Genomic DNA, 24,096 nt, shown 5'->3' with positions numbered 1-24,096 from the left:
CCCCTCCGTGTTCCCGCTCACCTCACGCACGATCCCGCACCAGGAGGCACCCCGCGATGCCGGTTTCCCAGCTCAGCGACGAGCAGCGCGGCGAGGAGATCCTCGCCGTCTTCGACACCGCCTTCGGCCGGCTGCTGGCCGCGGACCCGGCCGCGTTCCGGGTGAAGTTCCGCAAGATGGCCGCGAGCGCCTTCGCCTTCTACCGGGGCACGGCGAACCTCTTCTACCACGATCTCGACGCCGAGAAGCGGGGCGGCCCGTACCTGGACGAGCGCACCTCGCGGGTGTGGGTGCACGGCGACCTGCACGCCGAGAACTTCGGCACCTACATGGACTCCAACGGCCGCCTGGTCTTCAACGTCAACGACTTCGACGAGGCGTACGTCGGCCCCTTCACCTGGGACCTCAAGCGCTTCGCCGCCTCCGTCGCGCTGATCGGGTACGCGAAGGCGCTCAGCGACGAGCAGATCACCGAGCTGGTGACCATCTACGCGGCCGCCTACCGCGAGCGCGTACGCGCCCTGGCGACCGGCGCCAAGGACGACGAGGTGCCGCCCTTCACCCTGGACACCGCCCAGGGCCCGCTGCTGGACGCGCTGCGCGACGCCCGCTCGCTGACCCGGTTCGGGCTGCTGGAGTCGATGACGGAGATCCGCGACTTCGAGCGCCGGTTCGCGCCGGGCGGCGGCTCGGTCGAGCTGGACGCGGCCACCCGGTACAAGGTGCTGGCCGCCTTCGACGGCTACCTGGAGACGCTCCCGGAGACCTCGCTGGCCCGCCCGGAGTCGTACCGGGTCAAGGACGTGGTGGGGCGGCGGGGCATCGGCATCGGCTCGGCCGGGCTGCCCTCGTACAACATCCTGCTGGAGGGGGCCACGGACGCGCTGGAGAACGATGTGGTGATCTACATCAAGCAGGCGCAGACCCCGGCCGTCTCCCGGCACATCACGGACCCGGCCATCGCCGGCTACTTCCAGCACGAGGGCCACCGCACGGTGATCTCCCAGCGCGCCCTCCAGGCGCACGCCGACCCGTGGCTGGGCTGGACCGAGCTGGACGGCACGGGCCAGCTGGTGGCCGAGATCTCGCCGTACGCGGTCGACCTGGACTGGGGCGACATCGACGACCCGGAGGAGATCGCGGCCGTCGTCGCCGACCTGGGGCGGGCCACGGCCACCATGCACGCGGCGGCGGACGAGACCACCTCGGGCGAGTCCCTGGTGCCGTTCTCCACCGAGCGGGCCATCGACGCCGCCATCGCGGCCGACGAGGAGGGGTTCGCGCCCCTGCTGGTGGACTTCGCGCACACCTACGGCGCCCGGGCCCGCGCCGACCACCAGACGTTCGTGGACCTGTTCCGCAACGGCCGGATTCCGGGTCTGTAGCCGCCGCACCCCCTTTACGGGTGTCTCACAGCGGTCCGTGACACACTCTCCTCTCGCCATGGACATATCCGGGATTCAGCTCAGAGCCGTGCGCGCGGCGCTGTTCACGGCCTTCACCGTGACGCTCAGCACCGCGTCGCACGTGCTGCTGTCCCGGTCCCCGCTGCCGGCGGCGACCGTCCTCGCGGTCGCGGCCGCGGTGTTCACCGCCGCCTACGCGCTGGCGGGCCGGGAGCGCGGCTTCGGCCCCATCGCGGCCCTGCTGATCCCGCTGGAGCTGGCCGCCGACACCGTGTTCACGACCGGCCAGCACGCCTGCTACGGCCGGGCCGGCGGCCCGGTGACCGGCCCGCTGCACGCGGTGGGCCTGGACCTGCTGTGCCGGGGCGGTGCCGTGGGCGGCCCGCTGGCCGCCCACGTGCCCGGCGGCCCGGACCGCGCGGGCGCGCTGCTCGCGCACACCGATCCGGCGGCCTCCTGGCTGCTGCTCGCCGCGCACGTCGGGGTGGGGCTGCTGGCCGCCGCCTGGCTGCGCCGGGGCGAGCGGGCCCTGGCCGCGCTGGTGCGGGCGGTCGCCGTGACCACGTTCCGGCCGCTGCTGCTGGCGGTCGCCGCCGGCACGGTCCGGCCGGCCCCGGTCCGCCGCACGCCCCGGCCGGCGCCGCGTCCGGCCGCCGCGCGGACCGCCCTGCTCCTCGCGTACTCCCTGGGACGGCGCGGACCGCCGTGCTCCCTCGCGCTCGCCCATCCCTGAGCGACACCGGGCACGACCCCGCTCCCCACATACATCCCGCGCACACGTACATGGCGTACGGCATGTGCGCGTCCCCTATGGAGATCACGAACATGAGCAAGCGGAACACCCAGGCGGCGAAGACTGCGGCACGTGAGCGGCTGCGCGAGGAGCGCGAGCGCCAGGCCAAGCGGGACAAGGTGAAGCGGCAGGCGATCGTCGGCCTGTCGGTCGTGGCGGTGCTCGCCGCCGCGGGCGGCATAGGTTACGCGGTCGTCCAGAACAACAAGCCGAGCGGCTGGGAGGCGGCCGAGAAGGCCCCCCTGGTCAAGCCCGCCCACACCACGGGCAAGGACGGCACGACGGTCGTCATCGGCAAGGACACCGCGAAGAAGACCCTCACCATGTACGAGGACCCGCGCTGCCCGGTCTGCGCCTCGTTCGAGCAGGCGGCCGGTGCCACCGTGGACAAGGACGTCGCGGACGGCAAGTACAGGATGCAGTACGTCGGCGCGACCTTCATCGACAACAACATCCCGGGTGAGGGCTCCAAGAACGCGCTCAGCGCGCTCGGCGCGGCCCTGAACGTCGACCCGGAGGCGTTCCTCGAGTACAAGGCGGCGCTGTACTCGGCGAAGTACCACCCCGACGAGCAGGACGACAAGTTCAAGAGCGACGCCTACCTGATCAAGGTGGCGGACACCGTGCCCGCGCTGAAGGGGAACGCGGCCTTCCAGAAGGCCCTGAAGGACGGCACCTACGACAAGTGGGCGCTGGTGATGAGCGAGAAGTTCAACACGGACGGCAAGAAGTACGACTTCCAGGGCACGCCGACGCTGCTGATGGACGGCAAGAAGGTCACCGGCTCCGACGGCCAGAACGCGCCGATGACGCAGGCCGAGTACGTCACCGCGATCACCAAGGCCCTCAAGGGCTGAGCCCCGGCCGCGCCGCCGGGTACCGCGTGAAGAGCGGGCGAACTTTCGGGGTTCGCCCGCTCTTTCTGCATACTGATCAGTAACCTGATCGGCCGTGACCAGTCCTCAGAGATCCGTCGGGGCCGTACCGGCCCGCAACACCCCCGCTCCCAGCCGCCGTACGGTCGTCAAGGCCGCGGCGGCCGGCGCCGTCCTGGCCGGGCCGCTCGCCGCCGCGCTCCCGGCCCGCGCCGCCACTCAGACCCCCGTCTTCCGGCACGGCGTCGCGTCCGGCGACCCGCTGCCCGACGGCGTCCTGCTCTGGACGCGGGTGACCCCCGTGCCCGAGGCGCTGCCCGGCTCCGGGGCCGGCCCGGACACCGAGGTCGGCTGGGCCGTCGCCCGTGACAAGGCGTTCACCGATGTCGTGGCCACCGGCTCGATGACCGCCACGGCGGCCACCGACCACACCGTGAAGGCCGACATCCGGGGCCTCAAGCCGGGTACCGACTACTGGTTCCGCTTCACCAGCGGCGGTGACGAGTCCCCCGTGGCCCGCACCCGCACCGCGCCCGCCCCCGACGCCGCCGTCCCCGGCCTGCGCTTCGGCGTGGTCTCCTGCGCCAACTGGGAGGCCGGCTACTTCAGCCCCTACCGCCACCTCGCGGCCCGCGGCGACCTCGACGCGTGGCTGCACCTGGGCGACTACATCTACGAGTACGGCACCGGCGAGTACGGCACCCGCGGCACCGTGGTGCGCCCGCACTCCCCCGCGCACGAGATCCTCACCCTGGCCGACTACCGGATACGGCACGCCACCTACAAGACCGACCCCGACCTCCAGGCGCTGCACCTGGCCGCGCCGGTCATCGCCATCTGGGACGACCACGAGTTCGCGGACAACGCCTGGTCGGGCGGCGCGGCCAACCACACCGAGGGCGCCGAGGGCGCGTGGGCGGCCCGTCAGGCTGCGGCGAAGCAGGCGTACTTCGAGTGGATGCCGGTCCGCCCGGCCGTCGCGGGCACCACCTACCGCAGGCTGCGCTTCGGCAAGCTGGCCGACCTGTCCCTGCTGGACCTGCGCTCGTTCCGCTCCCAGCAGGCCGCGATCGCCTCCGGCTCGGTGGACGACCCGGACCGCACGCTCACCGGCCGGGCCCAACTGGACTGGCTGAAGGCCGGGTTGACGGCATCGGACACCAAGTGGCGGCTGGTCGGCAACTCGGTGATGATCTCGCCGTTCGCGGTGGGCGCGCTCTCCGCCGATCTGCTCCGGCCGCTGGCCGAGCTGCTCGGGCTGCCGCGGGAGGGCATCGCGGTGAACACCGACCAGTGGGACGGCTACACCGACGACCGGCGCGAGCTCCTGGCCCACCTCAAGGCCGACGCCATCGGCAACACCGTCTTCCTCACCGGTGACATCCACATGGCGTGGGCCAACGACGTGCCCTACGACGCGGGCACCTACCCGCTGTCGCCGTCGGCGGCCACCGAGTTCGTGGTCACCTCGCTCACCTCGGACAACCTCGACGACATCGTCAAGGTCCACGAAGGCACCGTCTCCGCCGTCGCGGCACCGGTCATCAAGGCCGCCAACCGGCACGTCCACTGGGTCGACACCGACCGCCACGGCTACGGCGTGCTCGACATCACCGCCGAGCGGGCGCAGATGGACTACTACGTGATCTCCGACCGGGCGAACCCGGGCGCCACGGCGGCGTGGGCGCGGTCGTACCGCACCCGCAGCGGGACGCAGAGGGTCGAGCGGAGCTACACGCCGGTGTAGCTCCGCTCGCGGGCCGGCTAGAGGCTCTCGAGGAAGCCGAGCGCCACCCGCCAGGTGGCCTCGGCGGCCTCGGCGTCGTGGTCGGGCAGGTCGCGGTCCATGTAGAGGTGGCCGGCGCCGGGGTAGCGGTAGACCTCCACGTCCGCGCCGGTGCGGCCCATCTGGAGATACCAGGCGCTCAGCCAGTCGTCCGTCTCGAACTGGTCCGGCTCGGCCACGTGCAGCTGCACCGGCAGGTCGTCCGCGACGGCGTTCGGCGCGATGTCCGAGGTGCCCTGCAGGAGCAGCAGCCCGCGCGCCTTGTCGTCGCCGAGGGCCAGGGTCTGCGCGACCGAGGCGCCCATCGAGAACCCCGAGTAGACGAGCCCGCGGTCGGAGTAGGGAGCGACGGCCAGCACGGCCCGCTTGAGCAGCTCGTCCTTGCCGACGGAACTCCGGTACTCCATGCCTTGCTCGACCGAGTCGAAGGTGCGGCCCTCGAAGAGGTCCGGCGTCCACACCTCGTGCCCGGCCGCGCGCAGCCGGTCCGCCGCGTCGCGCACCGCGGGGGTGAGGCCGTAGGCCGAGTGGAAGAGCATGATGTTCATGCCCCCATGGTGCCAGCCGCTCCAGGTCAGGGCGTTACCGGCGCGGCCCGTCTACCCCGTGCGAGACCGAACACACAGGTTCATGCCGCCGCCACGCGGTTACGTTCCCCCTCATGGAGAACGTCATCCGGCCCCTCGCCGTGGTCGGCGGTGCCGTCGCGCTCACCGTGCTGCTCGGCTGGGCCACCGATCTGCTGCTGCGCAAGGCCGACGAACGGCACGGCGAGACCCCGCTGTGGGGCCTGCTGCGCCGTTGCCGCATCCCCTACCAGCTCGTCCTGCTCGCCGCCCTGCTCAGAGGCTCCTACGCCCAGGTGCCGTGGCTGCGCGGCCACCGGGTCGGCATCGGGCAGACCATGACCCTGGTGCTCATCGGCTCGACCGCCTGGCTCGTCATCGGCATCGCGGGCGCCGTCGTGGAGACCTCGTACAGCCGCTACGCGCGCGTACACCGCGACGCCGCGCGGGTGCGCCGGGTACGCACCCAGGTCACGCTGATCATGCGGGTGGTGTCCGCCACCGTCGGGGTGGTCGCGGTGGGGGCGATGCTGCTGACGTTCCCGGAGATGCGCGCGGCCGGTGCCTCCCTGCTGGCCTCGGCCGGCATCCTCGGCATCGTGGCCGGTGTCGCGGCCCAGTCGACACTGTCCAACCTGTTCGCCGGACTGCAGATCGCCTTCGGCGACATGGTGCGCATCGGCGACACCGTGGTGGTGGACGGCGAGTGGGGCACCGTCGAGGAGATCACCCTGACCTTCCTGACGGTACGGACCTGGGACGAGCGCCGGATCACCATGCCGGTCTCCTACTTCACCTCGCGCCCCTTCGAGAACTGGTCGCGCGGCACCCCGCAGATGACCGGCACCGTCTTCTGGTACCTGGACCACAGCGCACCGGTGGAGGCGATGCGGGAGAAGCTCCGCGACATCCTGCGCCACTGCGCCGCCTGGGACGGCCGCGCCTACGGCCTGGTGGTGACCGACACGACCCCGAACACCATCGAGGTGCGCGCCCTGGTCACCGCGAAGGACGCGGACGACATCTGGACGGTCCGGGTCACGGTCCGCGAGCAGCTCATCGCCTGGCTCTCCGCCGAGCACCCGTACGCGCTCCCCCGCGTCAACACCTCCGACGCGGTCAAGGCCCCGCACCAGATCCCCTCCCCCGACCGGTCCACCCTGCGCAAGGCGTACGACTTCCCGCGCACCGGCCGGGTCTGAGGGCTGTCCCGTCATCCCCGGTGGATCAGGCCGGACCCCGCGAGCCCGGCCTGATCCGACCGGGAGTCCCCCGGCTGACGGAAGCAGCCGGGGGGCTCAGCGCAGGCTGCGTACGTCGAGGTGGCGCAGCACCCGGTCCACGATCTCCGGGTCCGCCCCCGGCTCGCTGCGGGCCGCGAGCACCTCGTGGCGGGCGGCGCTCATCATCTCGGACTGGATCTGCCGCACCCGCTTCAGGCGCCGGGCCCGCTTCTGGTGGGCCTCGCGGCGCTCCTCCTCGCCCATGTCGGGGCTGATGCGGATGCCGATGTCGTAGGCGCGGCGCAGCATCTGCTCGGACAGCTCCTCGGGGAGGTCCTCGACCTGCTCGATCTCCCGCAGCTTGCGCCGGGCGGCCTTGGTGGCGCGGACGGCCAGATCCTTCTCGAAGTCCTTCTCCCGCTCGGAGTCGGACCGCACCCCGAGCCTGCGCACGAGCGAGGGCAGGGTGAGTCCCTGGAGCACCAGGGTGGCGATGATCACCCCGAAGGCGATGAAGACGATGATGTCCCGGTCCGGGAAGGGCTTGCCGTCCTCGGTGGTGAGCGGGATGGCGAGGGCCAGCGCGACCGAGGCCACCCCGCGCATGCCGGACCACCACATCACCACGGTCTCGCGCCAGCCGACGGGGATCTCCTCGTCGATGTCCCGCCGGGCGTGCAGCCGTTTGGTCAGCCAGGTCGCCGGGAGCAGCCACAGGAGGCGGACCAGGACCACCACGGCGGCGACCACCGCGGCCCAGCCGAGCAGCTCGCCCCAGCGGCCGGAGGCGGTGCGGACGGCGTTGTGCAGTTCGAGGCCGATCAGCCCGAAGGCGACGCCGGTGACGAGGGTGTCGATGATGTTCCAGAAGGTGTGCCCGGCCAGCCGGGTCATCACGTCGTCGGCGTCGGAGGCGTACTCGGAGAGGAACAGGGCGGTGGTGAGCACGGCGAGCACACCCGAACCGTGCAGTTCCTCGGCGAGCACGTAGGAGGCGTAGGGCACCAGCAGGGAGAGGCCGATCTGGAGGGTGGCGTCGCCCAGCAGGGACATCAGCTTGTTGGCGCCCCAGCCCAGGGCGAGGCCGATGACGACGGCGACGACCGCGGAGAGCACCAGGTCGAGCCCGGCCTCCCAGGGGGAGAACTCACCGCTGATCGCGGCGGCGATGGCCACGTGGTAGAGCACGATCGCGGTGACGTCGTTGAACAGCCCCTCGCCCTCCAGGATGGACACCAGACGGCGCGGCAGGCCCAGTTGACCGGCGACGGCGGTCGCGGCGACCGGATCCGGCGGGGCGATCAGCGCGCCCAGCGCGACGGCGGCGGCGACCGGCAGGCCCGGCACTATGACGTGCGCGACCGCGGCCACGCAGATCATGGTCACGAAGACCAGGGCGACGGCCAGCAGGAGGATCGGCCGGACGTTCGCCGTGAACTGCCGCCAGGAGGTGCGCCGTACGGCGGCGTAGAGCAGGGGCGGCAGCAGGGCGGGCAGGATCAGGTCGGGCGGGATGTCGACGTTGGGGACGAAGGGCAGGACGGCGAGCACCCCGCCGAACACCGTCATCAGCACCGGCGCGGGGAGGTTGAAGTACTCGCCCACCGGCACGCTCACCAGAGCGGCCAGCAGGATCACGAACAACAGGGCCAACTGATCCACGTAGCGCGCTCCGGAGGTAAACGATCATCGCAGGTCTCCAGCCTGCCACGCCGGCCGGAGAAGCCCGGTCAACGGCCCGCCCTCGCAGGGCGGGCCTACGCGGGGCCCACGGGGCGGCGCATCGCCCGGTGCGCGATCCCGGCGTCCTGGAACTCGGGACCGTACGCGGTGTAGCCGAGGCGCTCGTAGAAACCGAGGGCCTGGGTCTGGGCGTGCAGGTCGACGGCGGTGAGGCCGAGGTCCCGTGCCGCTTCCTCGATGGCCCGCACCAGGGCCGCTCCGACGCCGAGGCCGCGCGCCCGCCGGGTGACCGCGAGCCGGCCCAGCGAGCCCACCGAGGCGTCCTGGCCGGTCCTGCCCGCGGCCGCCTCTCCGTACAGCAGCCGGCCGGTGCCGAGCGGTACCCCGTCCGCGCCGATGGCCAGCACGTGCAGGGCGGTGGCGTCGTAGGCGTCGTACTCGATGTCCTGCGGCACGCCCTGCTCGCCGACGAAGACCTCCTTGCGGACCGCGAAGCACGCCTCGCGGTCCGCGGGGTCCCCGGCGACCCGGACGCGGTAGGCGGTGCTCACGCGTACGTCTCCTCGCGGACCCGGTCGAGGGCGTGGCTGAGGTCCTCGGGGTAGTCGCTCTCGAACTCGACCCACTGGCCGTCCGCCGGGTGCTCGAAGCCGAGCCGGACCGCGTGCAGCCACTGGCGCTCCAGCTTGAGGCGCTTGGCGAGCGTGGGGTCGGCGCCGTAGGTGAGGTCGCCGACGCAGGGGTGGCGGTGGGCGGCCATGTGGACGCGGATCTGGTGGGTGCGGCCGGTCTCCAGCTTCACGTCCAGCAACGACGCGGAGCGGAACGCCTCGATGAGGTCGTAGTGCGTGACGGAGGGCTTGCCCTCGGCGGTGACGGCCCACTTGTAGTCGTGCTGGGGGTGGCGGCCGATGGGGGCGTCGATCGTGCCGCTCGTCGGGTCCGGGTGGCCCTGGACCAGGGTGTGGTAGCGCTTGTCGACCGTGCGCTCCTTGAACTGGCGCTTGAGCGAGGTGTAGGCCCGCTCGGACTTGGCGACCACCATCAGGCCGGAGGTGCCCACGTCCAGCCGGTGCACGATCCCCTGGCGCTCGGCGGCGCCCGAGGTGGAGATCCGGTACCCGGCGGCGGCGAGGCCGCCGATGACGGTGGTGCCGGTCCAGCCCGGCGAGGGGTGCGCGGCCACGCCGACGGGCTTGACGATCACGACCACGTCGTCGTCGTCGTACACGATCTCCATGCCCTCGACCGGCTCGGCGACGATCTGCACCGGGGCCGGGGCCTGGGGCATCTCCACCTCCAGCCAGGCGCCGCCGTGCACGCGCTCGGACTTGCCGACCACCGCGCCGTCGACCTGGACCTTGCCGGCCGCGGCCAGCTCGGCCGCCTTCGTGCGGGAGAAGCCGAACATCCGGGAGATGGCGGCGTCGACGCGCTCGCCCTCCAGGCCGTCGGGCACGGGCAGGGTTCGGATCTCGGGAAACGTGCTCACCCGTCGAGTATGACGGACGGCCCGGAGGGCCCCGACCGAGCCTGTGGAAAACCGGCGCGGGAGGCCCGTCAGTCCTTGTGGACGGTGCCGTCCGGGTCCAGGCCGCGGAAGGAGAGCAGCACGATCAGGATGCCGCCGCACACGATGGCGGAGTCCGCCAGGTTGAACACGGCGAAGCCGCGGGGCGCGATGAAGTCGACGACCTCGCCCTGGAAGACGCCGGGGGCGCGGAAGATCCGGTCGGTGAGGTTGCCGAGGGCGCCGCCGAGCAGCAGGCCGAGCGCGACGGCCCACGGGAAGCTGTAGAGCTTGCGGGAGAGCCGGACGATCACCACGATCACGGCCGCGGCGATCACCGTGAAGATGACCGTGAAGGCCGCGCCGAAGCCGAAGGCGGCGCCGGGGTTGCGGATGGCGTGCAGTTCCAGCAGGTCGCCGGCCACCTGGACCGGGGCGTGGTGCTCGAGCTTCGCCACCACCAGCAGCTTGCTGCCGAGGTCGAGGGCGTAGGCGAGCGCGGCCACCGCGAAGAGCACGGCGATCCGGCGGCCGCGCCCGGTCCGGGGCGCGGGGGCGCCCGCCCGCTCTCCGCTGTCCTCCGGAGTGTCCGGCGTACCGATGATGCGCTCCGCCTCTGTCACGTGAGTCCCTCGACCTAGGTGCCTGACTGAGGAGAGAGTACGGCACGCCCCCGGTACGAGCGGAGAGCGGACCCTAGGAGCGCCGTTCCTGCTTCTGCTTGCACTCCACGCACAGGGTGGCCCGCGGGAACGCCTGCATGCGGGCCTTGCCGATGGGGTTGCCGCAGTTCTCGCACAGGCCGTAGGTGCCCGCGTCCAGCCGTTCCAGGGCGCGCTCGGTCTGGCTGAGCATCTCGCGCGCGTTCGCGGCCAGCGCCAGCTCGTGCTCGCGGGTGATGTTCTTGCTCCCGGTGTCGGCCTCGTCGTCGCCGGCACCGTCCGCCGAGTCGCGCATCATGCCGACCAGGGACGCCTCCGAGGAGGAGATCTCGGTGCCGAGCCGGTCGACCTCGGAGGCCAGCTCCGCGCGCGCCTCGGCGGCCTCCTCCGGGGTCCAGGGGTCCTCGCCGGGACGTACGGGCAGGTCACCGGGTTCCGCGGCGGTCAGGCGCGTGCCCGGCAGGGCACCACCCTCCGCCGTGGCCGTGCCAGGAGTCTTCTCAGCAACCACCCTCGTGGCTCCCGTCTTGTCGGCCGTGCTCTTACCGGCCGCCCGTCCGGCGACCGTCTTGTTCGCGGGCGCCTTCCGGGCCGCGGTCTTCCCGGTGGTGCTCTTCCTTGCGACCGCCTTCGTGCCCGCCGTCTTCCGGGCGGCGGGCTTCTTGTCGGGCGCCTTCGTGGCCGCGGTCGCGGAGGCCGTCTTCTGGGCGGCGGTCTTCCTGACGGCCGGCTTCTTCGCCGCCGCCCGCCCGGCCGTCGTGCCCTGCGGGGAGGCCGCCTCGGCGGCGGTGGCCTTGGCGGCCGTCCTTCTGGGAGTCACCGTTTCGCCACCCGTCCTCTCACCGGCCGCCCGCCCTGCGGACGTCCTCTTGGCCGTGGTCGTCTTCTTCGCGACGGGCGCGCGCTCCTCGCCTGCGCCTCTGTTCCGGGCGGCGCCCGCGCCGGCGGCCTGGTCCGTCGTCGCCGGCCGCCCGATCCCCCTTTCCGCCGAACCGCCGGAGGTCTTCTTCGCCACCATGGCCGGGACCCCTTCACATATGCGAGATTGCAGGCGAATCGTGCTGGGACGATAAATCGACTTCAGTCCCGCGGCAACGGGGCACGCCGCCCGCTCCGCCCGCCCCGCGCCCCCGCGCAGCGGACCTGCATCCGTTGTGCCCGGCTCCCCGGCCCCTAACCCGTCACTCCCGCCCCCGCCGCCATTCGGGTCACACCTCCGGCCCGTAAAAGCGGTCGGCCGCTGTCCGCCCGGCGCCGTACACTGGGCGGAGCGAGAAGCGTGGATGGGGACGAGTAGCGTCGTAACGCAGCCAAGAGCGAGCCGGGGTCGGTGGAAGCCCGGTGGCGAGCGCGATGTGAAGATCACCCCGGAGCCGCCGGAGGAAAGCCCGCTCGGGGCGAGTAGAACCGGCTTCGCGACCCCAATGAGGGGGCTCACCGCCGGACGGACCCCGGTGGCGGGCCAAGGAGGGTGGTACCGCGGGAGCGCGCCGCACACGGCGTGAACAGGAAGAACGCTCTCGTCCCTCCGACGGAAGGCAGCAAGTTCCGTTGGAGGATGCCCGCAGATGACAGCGCCGACGTACCGCCAGGTGCCCGCCCAGGTCGACCTGCCCGCGCTTGAGCACGCCGTGCTCGACTTCTGGCGCGACCAGAAGATCTTCGCCAAGACCCTGGAGCAGTCCGAGGGCCGCCCCGAGTGGGTGTTCTACGAGGGCCCGCCGACCGCGAACGGCATGCCGGGCGCCCACCACATCGAGGCCCGCGTCTTCAAGGACGTCTTCCCCCGCTTCCGCACCATGCGCGGCTACCACGTCGGCCGCAAGGCGGGCTGGGACTGCCACGGCCTGCCGGTCGAGCTGGCCGTGGAGAAGGAGCTGAGCTTCTCCGGCAAGAAGGACATCGAGGCGTACGGCATCGCCGAGTTCAACGCCAGGTGCCGCGAGTCGGTGACCCGGCACACGGACGCCTTCGCCGAGCTCACCACCCGCATGGGGTACTGGACGGACCTCGAGGACCCGTACCGCACCATGGACCCCGAGTACATCGACTCGGTCTGGTGGTCGCTGAAGCAGATCTTCGACAAGGGCCTGCTGGTCCAGGACCACCGCGTGGCCCCCTGGTGCCCCCGCTGCGGCACCGGCCTGTCGGACCACGAGCTGGCCCAGGGCTACGAGACGGTCGTCGACCCCTCCGTCTACGTCCGCTTCCCTCTGACCTCCGGTCCGCTGGCCGGCGAGGCGTCCCTGCTGGTGTGGACGACGACCCCGTGGACCCTGGTGTCCAACACGGCCGTCGCCGCCCACCCGGACGTCGCCTACGTCGTGGCCACCGACGGCACGGAGAAGGTCGTCGTCGCCGAGCCGCTGGTGGAGAAGGCCCTCGGTGAGGGCTGGGAGACCACCGGCCGGTCCTTCACCGGCGCCGAGATGGAGCGCTGGACCTACCAGCGCCCCTTCGAGCTGGTGGAGTTCCCCGAGCCCGCGCACTACGTGGTCAACGCGGAGTACGTCACCACCGAGGACGGCACAGGTCTGGTGCACCAGTCCCCCGCATTCGGTGAGGACGACCTCAAGGTCTGCCGTGCCTACGGCCTGCCGGTGATCAACCCGGTCCGCCCCGACGGCACCTTCGAGGAGGACGTCCCGCTGGTCGGCGGCGTCTTCTTCAAGAAGGCCGACGAGCGGCTCACCGAGGATCTGGGCGAGCGCGGCCTGCTCTTCCGCCACCTGCCCTACGAGCACAGCTACCCGCACTGCTGGCGCTGCCACACCGCGCTGCTGTACTACGCCCAGCCGTCCTGGTACATCCGCACCACCGCCGTCAAGGACCGGATGCTCGCGGAGAACGAGGGCACCAACTGGTTCCCGGAGACGGTCAAGCACGGCCGCTTCGGCGACTGGCTGAGCAACAACATCGACTGGGCGCTGTCCCGCAACCGCTACTGGGGCACCCCGCTGCCCGTCTGGCGCTGCGACGACGACCACCTCACGGTCGTCGGCTCCCGCGCCGAGCTGAGCGAGCTGACCGGCACCGACCAGTCCGGGCTGGACCCGCACCGCCCCTACATCGACGCGGTGACCTTCCCCTGCCCGGAGTGCGGCGACACCGCCACACGCGTGCCCGAGGTCATCGACGCCTGGTACGACTCGGGTTCGATGCCGTTCGCGCAGTGGGGCTACCCGCACAAGAACAAGGAGCTGTTCGAGAGCCGGTACCCGGCACAGTTCATCTCCGAGGCGATCGACCAGACCCGCGGCTGGTTCTACACGCTGATGGCCGTCGGCACCCTGGTGTTCGACCAGTCCTCCTACGAGAACGTGGTGTGCCTCGGCCACATCCTCGCCGAGGACGGCCGCAAGATGTCCAAGCACCTGGGCAACACCCTGGAGCCCATCCCGCTGATGGACCAGCACGGCGCGGACGCGGTGCGCTGGTTCATGGCGGCCGGCGGCTCCCCCTGGGCGGCCCGCCGGGTCGGCCACGGCACGATCCAGGAGGTCGTCCGCAAGACCCTCCTCACCTACTGGAACACCGTCGCCTTCCAGGCCCTGTACGCCCGCACCTCCGGCTGGGCCCCCAGCGAGGCGGACCCGGCCCCGGCCGACCGCCCGCTGCTGGACCGCTGGCTGCTGTCCGAACTCCACGCCCTCACCGACCAGGTGACCAGGGCGCTGGAGGCGTACGACACCCAGCGCGCCGGCAAGCTGCTCTCCGCGTTCGTGGACGACCTGTCCAACTGGTACGTGCGCCGTTCGCGCCGCCGGTTCTGGCAGGGCGACAAGGCCGCGCTGCGCACGCTCCACGAGGTGGTCGAGACGGTCACCCAGCTCATGGCCCCGATCACCCCGTTCATCGCCGAGCGGGTCTGGCAGGACCTGATCGTTCCCGTCACCCCGGACGCCCCGGAGTCGGTGCACCTCTCCAGCTGGCCGGAGGCCGACCTGTCGGCGATCGACCCGGAGCTGTCCCAGCGGATGGTCCTGGTCCGGCGCCTGGTGGAGCTGGGCCGCGCCACGCGTGCCGAGTCGGGCGTGAAGACGCGTCAGCCGCTGTCCCGCGCTCTGGTCGGCGCGGCGGGCTTCGACACCCTCGGCGCCGAGCTGCGCGCGCAGATCACCGAAGAGCTGAACGTGGAGTCCCTGGCCTCGCTGTCCGAGGTCGGCGGCTCGCTGGTGGACACCACCGCCAAGGCCAACTTCCGGGCGCTGGGCAAGCGGTTCGGCAAGCGGGTGCAGGACGTGGCCAAGGCGGTCGCCGCCGCCGACGCCGCCGCGCTGTCGCTCGCGCTGCGCGAGGGCACGGCCTCGGTCGAGGTGGACGGCGAGACGGTGACGCTCGCCCCGGACGAGGTGATCATCACCGAGACGCCGCGTGAGGGGTGGTCGGTGGCCTCCGACTCCGGTGCGACGGTGGCACTGGACCTGGAGATCACCGAGGAGCTGCGGCAGGCGGGGCTCGCGCGGGACGCCATCCGGCTGATCCAGGAGGCGCGCAAGAACAGCGGGCTCGACGTGGCCGACCGGATCTCGCTGCGGTGGTCGGCGGGTGAACCCGCGGTGGTGGCGGCGCTGGCCGAGCACTCCGGGCTCATCGCGGAGGAGGTCCTCGCCACGGACTTCGCCCAGGGCGAGGGCGATGAGAGCTTCGGGGAGGCCTTCAAGGACGAGGGGCTGTCCCTGACGTTCCGTCTGCGCAAGGCGTAACTCTCCGCGCAGCACGACGGCGGCCGCCCGCGGGTGGCCGCCGTCGCTGTTTCCGCCTGCGAGCGCGTCGTGGCCGGCCGGGCTCACGCGACGGAGCCGTCGTCCCCCGCGGCCCCGCACCCCTGGCGTGCCTGGCGTGGCCGCCTTCGGCCCCGGCCCGGTCTCCAACCCCTCTCAACACGCGTAAAACAGGGCGGCCCCCGGACCGTGGTCCGGGGGCCGCCCTGAACGCTGCCGACGCCTGTGGCGTACTAAAGGCCGTGCGGGGCCGTCAGTTGTCGTCCTCGTCGATCAGGAACCCGCGCATCGGCGAGGGAGCCTGACCCATCGGGGACGGGCCCTGCGGCCGGACCGGAGCCATCGGCTGGGTCATGGCCGGCGTCATCTGCTGCTGGCCGCCGTAGGACGGTCCGGCGGGCGACTGGGGGCCACCCATGCCCTGGTTGCCGCCACCGTAGGACGGGGCGCTCGCGCCGGCCGGAGCCATCGAGGGCGCCGGGGACGGCGGCAGGGAGGCGGCGGCCGGAGTGCGAGGCGGGGCGAGCGAGTCGTCGGCCTGCGTCTCGAGCTGACGGAGCTGAGACTCCAGGTACGACTTCAGACGCGTCCGGTACTCCCGCTCGAAGCCGCGCAGGTCCTCGACCTTGCGCTCCAGCGTGGCGCGCGCGGACTCCAGGGAGCCCATGGCCACGCGGTGCTTCTCCTGGGCGTCCCGCTCCAGGGCGTCGGCCTTGGCACGGGCGTCGCGCTCCAGACCCTCGGCGCGGCTGCGGGCCTCACCGACGATCTTGTTGGCCTCGGAGCGGGCCTCGGCGATCGCCTGGTCGGCGGTCTGCTGGGCCAGCGAGAGGACACGCGCGGCGCTGTCGCCGCCGGGGCCACCCTGGCCGGGCAGGCCGGGGCCGCCCATCGGACCGCCCATGGGGCCGCCCATCTGCTGGGGCATGGGCGGCTGGCCGCCCATCGGGCCCTGGCCCATCGGACCGGGACCCTGACCCATGGGGCCGGGGCCCTGGCCCATCGGACCCTGACCCATCGGGCCCTGGCCCATCTGTCCCTGGCCCTGGCCCATCGGACCGGGACCCATCTGACCCTGACCCATGGGGCCGGGGCCCTGCGGGCCGCCCTGTCCGCCGGGACCGGCGGGGAGCTGCGGGGCACCGCTCGGCAACTGGGGCGGGCCACCCATGGGGCCACCCATCTGCTGCTGCGGCGGGCCCGATATCCCGGCGGGGACCGGAGCGCCGGGTCCACGCATGCCCTGCTGCTGGTCCTGCCCCTGCTCCGGGGGCTTGCGCATGTTCTGCTGGTTCTGCGCGGCGGCCCGCGTGGCGGCGGCCAGCTTGGCGCGCAGATCCTCGTTCTCGCGGAGCAGACGGGTCAGTTCGGCTTCGACCTCGTCGAGGAAGGCATCGACCTCGTCCTCGTCATAGCCTTCTCGGAGGCGGACGGTCGTGAACTGCTTGTTCCGCACGTCCTCGGGGGTCAACGGCATCTCTTCACCTCAACGTAGTCATCGGCAGTCGGCAAGACCGTATCGTCCACTCTCATCGCGCGAAGCTCCCCGCCACGGTGATGAGGATGTAGACGATGATCATCAGGACGAAGAAGGACAGGTCGAGTGCCACGCCCCCGAGCCGCAACGGCGGGATGAACCGCCGCAGAAGCTTCAACGGTGGATCGGTGACAGTGTAGGTGGCCTCCAGTACGACCACCATCGCCTTGCCGGGTTGCCACGAGCGGGCGAACTGGAAGACGTAGTCCATGACAAGCCGGAAGATCAGGACGACGAGAAACACCATCAGCGCGATGTAGATCACCTGCGCGAACACGCTCATGGCTGCTGGTTCCCTCTCCCCTGTTCCCTGCGTCTTCCGGTGGTGCGTCTTCAGCTCTGGTTGAAGAACCCGCCCTCTGCGATGCGGGCCTTGTCCTCCGCCGTGACATCGACGTTAGCAGGAGACAACAGGAAGACCTTCTGCGTCACCCGTTCGATACTGCCGTGAAGTCCAAACACCAAACCCGCCGCAAAGTCGACAAGTCGCTTCGCGTCGGTGTCGTCCATCTCGGTCAGATTCATGATCACCGGAGTGCCCTCGCGGAAGTGTTCCCCGATGGTACGGGCCTCGTTGTAGGTCCGGGGGTGCAGGGTGGTGATGCGGTACGGCTCTCGTTCCGACACGACCTTGGGCATGATCACCGGCGCGTTCTTCTCCAGGGACTGACGTTCTTGTGTGATGGACGCCACGGGCGCGATGCGCGCCGGGCGGCCCGATTCCGCGGTCAGCGCCGGGGAATGGGACACCGGTTCGCGTTGCGCCGGAGGCTGCGCCACTCGCACCGATTCATCCCTTTGGGACACATGTGCGCTGTGCGGCTGGTGTGTCGGCTCATGTCGTCGGTGGTCCCGCTCGGGCTCCGGGTCCAGTTCGGGCTCGAAGTCGTCGTCGGGGTCGAAACCCCGGCCGTCGTACCCATCGTCCTCCACGAGGCCGAGGTAGACCGCCATCTTGCGCATCGCGCCGGCCATGCTCTGAGTCCTCCGCTCTGTGGTGGATCGGGTGACGACTGCCAAGTTCCCGCGATCCACTCGGTCGTTGCGCCCGCTTTCGGCGGGCATTGACCATATTTTCTGCTGTGGTCCGACTTCCTGGCGACGTTACCCGAGCCTGGCACGGACTCCGAGTACCGCGCTGCCGACGCGCACATGTGTCGCCCCGGCCGCCACGGCCTCTTCGAGGTCCGCGCTCATCCCTGCGGACACCATGGTCGCAGCAGGATGGGTCCGGCGCAGGTCGGTCGACAAATCCACGAGCCGTTCGAACGCGGCGCGTTCGCGTCCCGCGTACTCGCCGGTGAGCGGCGCGACGGTCATCAGCCCGTCCAGCCGCAGCCCGGGCGAGCCGGCGATCAGGTCGGCCAGGTCCCCGATCCCGGCCGGCGCGATCCCGCCCCGCTCGCCCCGGCCGCTCGCCCCCGCGTCCAGGGCGACCTGGATGAGGCAGCCGATCTCACGCCCGGCCCGCACGGCCTCCTTGGAGAGTGCGGTGACGAGCCGGTCCCGGTCGACGGACTGCACGACATCGGCGTAACCGACCACGGAACGAACCTTGTTGGTCTGCAACTGACCCACGAAGTGCCATTCCAGGGGCAGATCCGCGCACTCGGCGTGCTTGGGTGCCGCGTCCTGGTCCCGGTTCTCCGCGACCTGGCGCACTCCCAGTTCCGACAGGACGCGTACGTCGTCGGCCGGGTATGTCTTGGTGACCACGATCAGGGTCACCTCTTCGCGTGCCCGCCCCGCGGCCGCGCATGCGGCGGCGATGCGTTCCTCAACCCTCGCCAGATTGTCGGTGAGTTCGGTCCTACGGTCCGTCATGCCCCATCAGTCCAGCCACACATAGCCGGCGAGCCGTCCGGTGGAGCGGTCGCGGCGGTACGAGAAGTGATCGTCCGACTCCCTTGTGCACACCGGGGATTGCTGCCGGTCGCGCACCCCGAGCCGGTCCAGCTGGGCCAGCACTCCGGCGCTGACGTCGACGGCGGGAGTGCCCCAGCTCGTCTCGGCGTGCACCGCCGGTTCGGCGGCGGCGCACTCGGCGCGCATCGCCTCCGGCACCTCGTAGCAACGGCCGCACACGGCGGGTCCGGTACGGGCGACGATCCGGCCGGGCTCGGCGCCGAGTTCGGTCATCGCGCGGACGGCGGCCGGGACGACCCCGGCGAGCATGCCGGGCCGTCCCGCGTGCGCCGCCGCGACGACACCCGCGACGGGGTCGGCGAGCAGCACCGGTACGCAGTCGGCGGTGAGCACGGCGAGGGCGAGACGGCGGCGGGCGGTGACGATCGCGTCGACCTCCGGCACCGGGCGCTCGCCCCAGGGCTCGTCCACGACCGCGACCCCGGCGCCGTGCACCTGGTTCATCCAGACCACCCGCGCCGGGTCCACGCCCAGCGCGGCGGCGGCCCGTGCGCGGTTGGTCCGCACGGCGCCGGGGTCGTCGCCGACCGCGCCGCCGAGATTGAGCTCCGCATACGGAGCGGCGCTCACCCCGCCCCACCTGTCGGTGAAGGCGAAGTGCGCGCCGCTCACGTCCTCGCGCTGTCCTATCACTTCAGGAAGTCCGGCACGTCCAGCTCCTCGGCCGCGCTGTCCGCGTAGGTACGGGACTGCGGCACCGGCGGGGCCACCGGGATCTCGACCACGGGCTCGGGGGCCGGCTCCGGCTCCTCCTTCGGCGTCACGCTGCCGAGCGAGCCGAAGGTCGGACGGCTCTCCGCCTGCTGCTGGCGCGGCGGGGCCGGCTCCTCGCGGCGCTGGGCCGAGGAGTTGGAGGAGGCCGAGGACGAGCCGAGGACGTTGTCCCGGCGGGCCGGCGGCTGGCCGCCGTCGAAGCCGGCCGCGATCACGGTGACTCGCACCTCGTCGCCGAGGGCGTCGTCGATGACCGCGCCGAAGATGATGTTGGCCTCGGGGTGGGCGGCCTCGCTGACGAGCTGGGCCGCCTCGTTGATCTCGAACAGGCCGAGGTCGGAACCACCGGAGATCGAGAGCAGGACGCCCCGGGCGCCGTCGATGGACGCCTCCAGCAGCGGCGAGGAGATAGCCATCTCGGCGGCGGCCACGGCGCGGTCGTCGCCGCGGGCCGAGCCGATGCCCATGAGAGCCGAACCGGCCTCGGACATGACCGACTTGACGTCGGCGAAGTCGAGGTTGATCAGACCGGGGGTGGTGATCAGGTCGGTGATGCCCTGGACACCGGAGAGCAGGACCTGGTCGGCGGACTTGAAGGCGTCCAGGACCGAGACCTGGCGGTCCGAGATGGACAGCAGCCGGTCGTTGGGGATCACGATGAGGGTGTCGACCTCTTCGCGCAGCTCCGCGATGCCGTCCTCGGCCTGGTTGGCGCGGCGCCGGCCCTCGAAGGTGAAGGGGCGGGTGACCACGCCGATGGTGAGGGCGCCCAGCGAGCGGGCGATGTTGGCCACGACGGGCGCGCCGCCGGTGCCGGTGCCGCCGCCCTCGCCGGCGGTCACGAAGACCATGTCGGCCCCCTTGAGGACCTCCTCGATCTCCTCGCGGTGGTCCTCGGCGGCCTTGCGGCCGACGGCCGGGTTGGCGCCGGCGCCGAGCCCGCGGGTCAGTTCACGGCCGACGTCCAGCTTGACGTCGGCGTCGCTCATCAACAGTGCCTGCGCGTCGGTGTTGATGGCGATGAACTCGACGCCCTTGAGGCCGACCTCGATCATCCGGTTGATGGCATTGACACCACCGCCGCCGACACCGATGACCTTGATGACTGCGAGGTAGTTCTGCGGTGCTGCCACGTCGAAGGCCTCTCGCCTCGAATTACGTTGTCGCGCCGGGCGGTTCCCCGACCGGGACGACGGATGCCGAATTGGGACGGTCCGAACGCCGACCCGAACCCTAACGCTGAAGTTTAGGGTTACCAGTGTGTCTGTTCCCTGGAGTCTTCTGAACAGGACACTAAGTCGACAAGCGGCGCCCGTTCAACGAACACGCCGAACCTCCCGTTTTTCTTTTCACCCTATGTGATCAGCCGTAGCAGTGCCCAACCAGGGTGCTGGCCTGCGCTGATGTGCGTCAACTCCCCGCTGACGCCGGGGCGGTGGGCACGCTCACGTCGAAGTACCGGGCGCGTGGAGCTGCTTTCATGAGAGCTGTGAGGGCCCGTGCCTTGGCACGCCCCTGCTCACCGCTCCCCCACTCCACGGTGCGCCCGCGGTCCAACTCCAGGGTGATGGCGTCGAACGAGCCCACCTTGACCGTCCCGGTGTCGCGGGCGACGGCGGGCGGGAGGCTGCCGGCCACCCGGACCGCCTCGCGCACGAGGCGTCCGCTGCCGAAGCGGCGCAGGCTGGCGGCACCCGATCCCTTGCGGGAAGCGGTGAGTTCGAGCATCGGTACACCCTTCGGCGCCTTCCCCACGGAGGCGAAACGTACGCCCTCGTGATCGATCTCGGTGAACCTGCCCTTCTCGCGGGCCAGCAGCACCGGGGTGCGCTCGGTGACCTTCAGGGTGATGCCGTCGGGCCAGGACCGGGACACCTCGACGGTGTCGACGCGGCGCAACTTCCCCCGCAGCCGGGCCTCGACGGCGTCCGTGCCGACGGAGGCCAGCGGAGCGCCGATCGGCACGGCGGCAGCGTCGCGGACCTCCGCGGGGGTGAGCACCTCGGTGCCGGAGACCGAGACGTGCCGTACGCGCAGCCACTCGGAGCCGTAGAGCAGCCAGACGGTGCCGGCGCCCAAGAGGGCCAGCGCGACGGCCGATGCGATGATCACACGAAGACGGGGGCGCTTGAATCGCCGGACGAGCGGCGGGCCGGCCGACTCCTGCTGGCGTTCACCGCGCTCGGCGGTGGTCGAACCGGCCACGCTCGCTGATCCCTTCGTCGTGCGGTGCCTAACGGCTGGAGGCGATGGCCTCGTACACCATGCCGACGAGCAGGTCGTCGGCGTCCCGGCGGCCGAACTCACCGGCGGCGCGGGACATCTCGTACAGGCGGTGCGGGTCGGCGAGGACGGGGAGCACGTTCTGCTGCACCCATTCCGGCGTCAGTTCCGCGTCGTCCACGAGCAGCCCGCCGCCCGCCTTGACCACCGGCTGGGCGTTCAGCCGCTGTTCGCCGTTGCCGATGGGCAGCGGGACGTAGGCGGCCGGGAGTCCGACGGCGGTCAGTTCGGCGACGGTCATCGCGCCCGCGCGGCAGAGCATCATGTCGGCGGCGGCGTACGCGAGGTCCATCCGGTCCAGATAACTTACCGGGACGTACGGGGGCATCCCCGGCATCTGCTGCACCTGCGGCAGTTCGTTCTTCGGGCCGACCGCGTGCAGGATCTGGATGCCGGCCTGCTGGAGCCAGGGCGCGACCCGCTGGACGACCTCGTTGAGGTGCCGGGCGCCCTGGGAACCGCCGGAGACGAGCAGCGTGGGCAGGTTGGGGTCCAGGCCGAACCGGGCGCGGGCCTCCGGACGCGCGGCGGCACGGTCCAGGGTGGCGATGGAGCGGCGCAGCGGGATGCCGATGTAGCGTGCGTCACGCAGCTTGCTGTCGGGCGTGGACACCGCGACCCGGGCCGCGTAGCGGGAGCCGATCTTGTTGGCCAGGCCGGGGCGGGCGTTGGCCTCGTGGATCACGATCGGCACGCCGAGGCGCTTGGCGGCCAGGTAGCCGGGCAGCGCGACGTAGCCGCCGAAGCCGACCACCGCGTCCGCCTTGGTGCGCTCCAGGATCTGCTCGGCGGCCTTGATCGTGCCGCGCAGCCGGCCCGGCACGGTGATCAGCTCGGGCGTGGGCTTGCGCGGCAGCGGGACCGCCGGGATCAGCGCCAGCTCGTAGCCGCGCTCGGGGACGAGCCGGGTCTCCAGACCGCGCTCCGTGCCCAGGGCCGTGATCCCCACGGTGGGGTCCTGCCTGCGCAGGGCGTCCGCGAGGGCGAGCGCGGGCTCGATGTGGCCCGCGGTACCCCCGCCGGCGAGTACGACATGCACCGAAATTCACCGCTCTCCGGACGGACGCGCCGCCGAGGCGCGCCGTCGCATCGTGTTCCATCTCCGTGGCACCCGCTCGGCACGGGAGCCCCCCGACCGCTTTCTACCAAAGCGAGGTTGCCGCATCGCAAGTGCCGCCCGCGCACCGGGCTCGTCACGCGCGAACGCGATCAGCAGCCCGACGGCGAACATGGTCGGCAGCAGGGCGGACCCTCCGTAGGAGAACAGCGGGAGCGGGACGCCGGCGATCGGCAGCAGGCCGAGCACCGCACCGATGTTGATCACCGCCTGGGCGATGAGCCACGTCGTCACGCCTCCCGCGGCGTACCTCACGAAGGGGTCCTCCGTGCGTCCGGCCACGCGGATACCCGCATAGCCTAGAGCCGCGAACAGGGCCAGTACCGACAGCGTGCCCGCGAGGCCCAGTTCCTCACCTGTGACGGCGAAGATGAAGTCCGTGTGGGCTTCAGGGAGTTGACCCCATTTCTCCACGCTGGCGCCCAGCCCGGAACCGAAGATCCCGCCCGAGGCCAGGGCGTAGATGCCGTGCACGGCCTGCCAGCAGTCGGCGGCACCCGCCTTGGGTTCGGTGGCGCCGATGCAGGCGAGCCTGGCCATCCGGTTGGGGCTGGTCTTGATGAGGATCACACCGATCAGCGCAGCCACCGACAGCACCCCGGCGAAGAGCCGGGTCGGGGCGCCGGCCAGCCAGAGCAGGCCGAAGAGGATCGCGGTGAGGATGATCGCGGTGCCCATGTCCCCGCCGAGCATGATCAGGCCGAGCAGCAGGAAGGCGACCGGGACGAGCGGGACCAGCATGTGCTTCCACTGGGTCAGCAGCCGCTTGTCCTGCTTGCGGGCGATCAGGTCGGCGCCCCACAGCACCAGGGCGAGCTTGCCGAACTCACTGGGCTGGATCTGGAAGGAGCCGCCGAGCGAGATCCAGTTCCGGTTGCCGTTGACCGACATCCCTATCCCCGGCACCTGCACCAGGGCCATGGAGAACACGGCGGCGGCCAGGATCGGGTAGGCCAGCGCCCGGTGCAGCTTGACCGGCATCCGGGAGGCGGCGAAGAGCAGCGCGCCGCCGATGAGCGCGGCGAGGAACTGCTTGCGGAAGAAGAAGGAGCCGGGCAGCGAGAGCTGCAGCGCGGTGATCTGGGAGGCCGAGTAGACCATCACCAGGCCCAGGACGGTGATCAGCATGCTGCCGCCCAGGATCAGGTAGTAGGCGGTCAGCGGCCGGTCCCACGCCCTGCGGGCGCGGTCGGGCAGCCGGCGCAGCGGGTTCTCGCCCGCTGTCCTCGGGGGTGCGGGACGGGCCGCCCGCTGTACGGGCGGCCGTCCGGTACGGCTACCGGGCATCCTG

21 protein-coding genes are annotated in these 24,096 nt (G+C 71.6%); 6 read left to right on the top strand and 15 right to left on the bottom strand.

The window, feature by feature from the left end; all coding sequences use genetic code 11:
- Positions 1–56: 56 nt before the first annotated feature.
- The 4 genes from ACWCV3_RS06620 to ACWCV3_RS06605 all read left to right on the top strand — a co-directional run bounded on the left by ACWCV3_RS06620 (position 57) and on the right by ACWCV3_RS06605 (position 4,821).
- On the top strand, positions 57–1,385 hold the full coding sequence (locus tag ACWCV3_RS06620; RefSeq protein ID WP_451219338.1) for a DUF2252 domain-containing protein: 1,329 nt from the start codon (positions 57–59) through the stop codon (positions 1,383–1,385).
- 58 nt (positions 1,386–1,443) lie between these two features.
- A complete protein-coding gene (locus ACWCV3_RS06615; RefSeq protein WP_451219335.1) occupies positions 1,444–2,139 on the top strand; it encodes a hypothetical protein in 696 nt (231 codons plus the stop codon).
- Between the two features lie 92 nt (positions 2,140–2,231).
- Complete coding sequence (locus tag ACWCV3_RS06610) at positions 2,232–3,056, top strand: thioredoxin domain-containing protein (RefSeq protein WP_451219332.1); 825 nt, start codon at positions 2,232–2,234, stop codon at positions 3,054–3,056.
- A 94-nt stretch (positions 3,057–3,150) separates the two neighbouring features.
- Positions 3,151–4,821, top strand: coding sequence for an alkaline phosphatase D family protein (locus tag ACWCV3_RS06605; RefSeq protein WP_451219329.1), 1,671 nt, complete (start codon positions 3,151–3,153; stop codon positions 4,819–4,821).
- Between the two features lie 17 nt (positions 4,822–4,838).
- On the opposite strand, the gene ACWCV3_RS06600 is transcribed toward ACWCV3_RS06605, so the two are convergent.
- Positions 4,839–5,408 (bottom strand): dienelactone hydrolase family protein, encoded by a 570-nt coding sequence (locus ACWCV3_RS06600; protein WP_451219326.1) that lies wholly within the window; start codon positions 5,406–5,408, stop codon positions 4,839–4,841.
- A gap of 113 nt (positions 5,409–5,521) precedes the next feature.
- Between ACWCV3_RS06600 and ACWCV3_RS06595 the strand changes: the two genes are divergently transcribed.
- Entirely contained in the window at positions 5,522–6,628 is a 1,107-nt protein-coding gene (locus ACWCV3_RS06595) for a mechanosensitive ion channel family protein (protein WP_451219323.1), read from the top strand.
- A gap of 96 nt (positions 6,629–6,724) precedes the next feature.
- On the opposite strand, the gene ACWCV3_RS06590 is transcribed toward ACWCV3_RS06595, so the two are convergent.
- From ACWCV3_RS06590 to ACWCV3_RS06570, 5 genes are all read right to left on the bottom strand, one after another.
- Entirely contained in the window at positions 6,725–8,311 is a 1,587-nt protein-coding gene (locus tag ACWCV3_RS06590) for a Na+/H+ antiporter (protein WP_451219321.1), read from the bottom strand.
- 95 nt (positions 8,312–8,406) lie between these two features.
- Positions 8,407–8,883, bottom strand: a complete 477-nt coding sequence (locus ACWCV3_RS06585) for a GNAT family N-acetyltransferase (protein WP_451219318.1) — start codon at positions 8,881–8,883, stop codon at positions 8,407–8,409.
- Entirely contained in the window at positions 8,880–9,824 is a 945-nt protein-coding gene (locus ACWCV3_RS06580; protein WP_451219316.1) for an RluA family pseudouridine synthase, read from the bottom strand. The genes ACWCV3_RS06585 and ACWCV3_RS06580 overlap by 4 nt, the downstream gene beginning before the upstream one ends.
- Positions 9,825–9,892: 68 nt before the next feature.
- A complete protein-coding gene (gene lspA, locus ACWCV3_RS06575; RefSeq protein WP_451219313.1) occupies positions 9,893–10,465 on the bottom strand; it encodes a signal peptidase II in 573 nt (190 codons plus the stop codon).
- A 73-nt stretch (positions 10,466–10,538) separates the two neighbouring features.
- Positions 10,539–11,324 carry a TraR/DksA C4-type zinc finger protein gene (locus ACWCV3_RS06570; RefSeq protein ID WP_451219310.1) on the bottom strand — a complete coding sequence of 262 codons (786 nt, stop codon included), beginning with the start codon at positions 11,322–11,324 and terminating at the stop codon, positions 10,539–10,541.
- A 748-nt stretch (positions 11,325–12,072) separates the two neighbouring features.
- Between ACWCV3_RS06570 and ileS the strand changes: the two genes are divergently transcribed.
- On the top strand, positions 12,073–15,210 hold the full coding sequence (ileS, locus tag ACWCV3_RS06565) for an isoleucine--tRNA ligase (RefSeq protein WP_451219307.1): 3,138 nt from the start codon (positions 12,073–12,075) through the stop codon (positions 15,208–15,210).
- Between the two features lie 271 nt (positions 15,211–15,481).
- Here the strand turns inward: ileS and ACWCV3_RS06560 are convergent, their stop codons facing one another.
- The 9 genes from ACWCV3_RS06560 to ftsW form a co-directional block, all read right to left on the bottom strand.
- On the bottom strand, positions 15,482–16,705 hold the full coding sequence (locus ACWCV3_RS06560) for a DivIVA domain-containing protein (RefSeq protein ID WP_451219304.1): 1,224 nt from the start codon (positions 16,703–16,705) through the stop codon (positions 15,482–15,484).
- 52 nt (positions 16,706–16,757) lie between these two features.
- Entirely contained in the window at positions 16,758–17,048 is a 291-nt protein-coding gene (locus ACWCV3_RS06555; protein ID WP_451219301.1) for a YggT family protein, read from the bottom strand.
- A 50-nt stretch (positions 17,049–17,098) separates the two neighbouring features.
- A complete protein-coding gene (sepF, locus tag ACWCV3_RS06550) occupies positions 17,099–17,740 on the bottom strand; it encodes a cell division protein SepF (RefSeq protein WP_451219298.1) in 642 nt (213 codons plus the stop codon).
- Positions 17,741–17,869: 129 nt separating this feature from the next.
- Positions 17,870–18,589, bottom strand: coding sequence for a YggS family pyridoxal phosphate-dependent enzyme (locus ACWCV3_RS06545; protein WP_451219295.1), 720 nt, complete (start codon positions 18,587–18,589; stop codon positions 17,870–17,872).
- A gap of 6 nt (positions 18,590–18,595) precedes the next feature.
- Positions 18,596–19,324 (bottom strand): peptidoglycan editing factor PgeF, encoded by a 729-nt coding sequence (gene pgeF / locus ACWCV3_RS06540; RefSeq protein WP_451219292.1) that lies wholly within the window; start codon positions 19,322–19,324, stop codon positions 18,596–18,598.
- Positions 19,321–20,538, bottom strand: coding sequence for a cell division protein FtsZ (ftsZ, locus tag ACWCV3_RS06535; protein WP_451219289.1), 1,218 nt, complete (start codon positions 20,536–20,538; stop codon positions 19,321–19,323). The genes pgeF and ftsZ overlap by 4 nt, the downstream gene beginning before the upstream one ends.
- Before the next feature lie 277 nt (positions 20,539–20,815).
- A complete protein-coding gene (locus ACWCV3_RS06530; protein WP_451219286.1) occupies positions 20,816–21,610 on the bottom strand; it encodes a cell division protein FtsQ/DivIB in 795 nt (264 codons plus the stop codon).
- Between the two features lie 28 nt (positions 21,611–21,638).
- Positions 21,639–22,727, bottom strand: coding sequence for an undecaprenyldiphospho-muramoylpentapeptide beta-N-acetylglucosaminyltransferase (gene murG / locus ACWCV3_RS06525; protein ID WP_031183759.1), 1,089 nt, complete (start codon positions 22,725–22,727; stop codon positions 21,639–21,641).
- A 6-nt stretch (positions 22,728–22,733) separates the two neighbouring features.
- Positions 22,734–24,092, bottom strand: coding sequence for a putative lipid II flippase FtsW (gene ftsW / locus ACWCV3_RS06520; RefSeq protein ID WP_451219283.1), 1,359 nt, complete (start codon positions 24,090–24,092; stop codon positions 22,734–22,736).
- Between the last annotated feature and the right edge of the window lie 4 nt (positions 24,093–24,096).

The organism is Streptomyces sp. NPDC001781 (assembly GCF_053596035.1).
The sequence above is the reverse complement of the archived record's forward strand: the minus strand, read 5'-3'. Positions and strand labels throughout refer to the sequence as shown.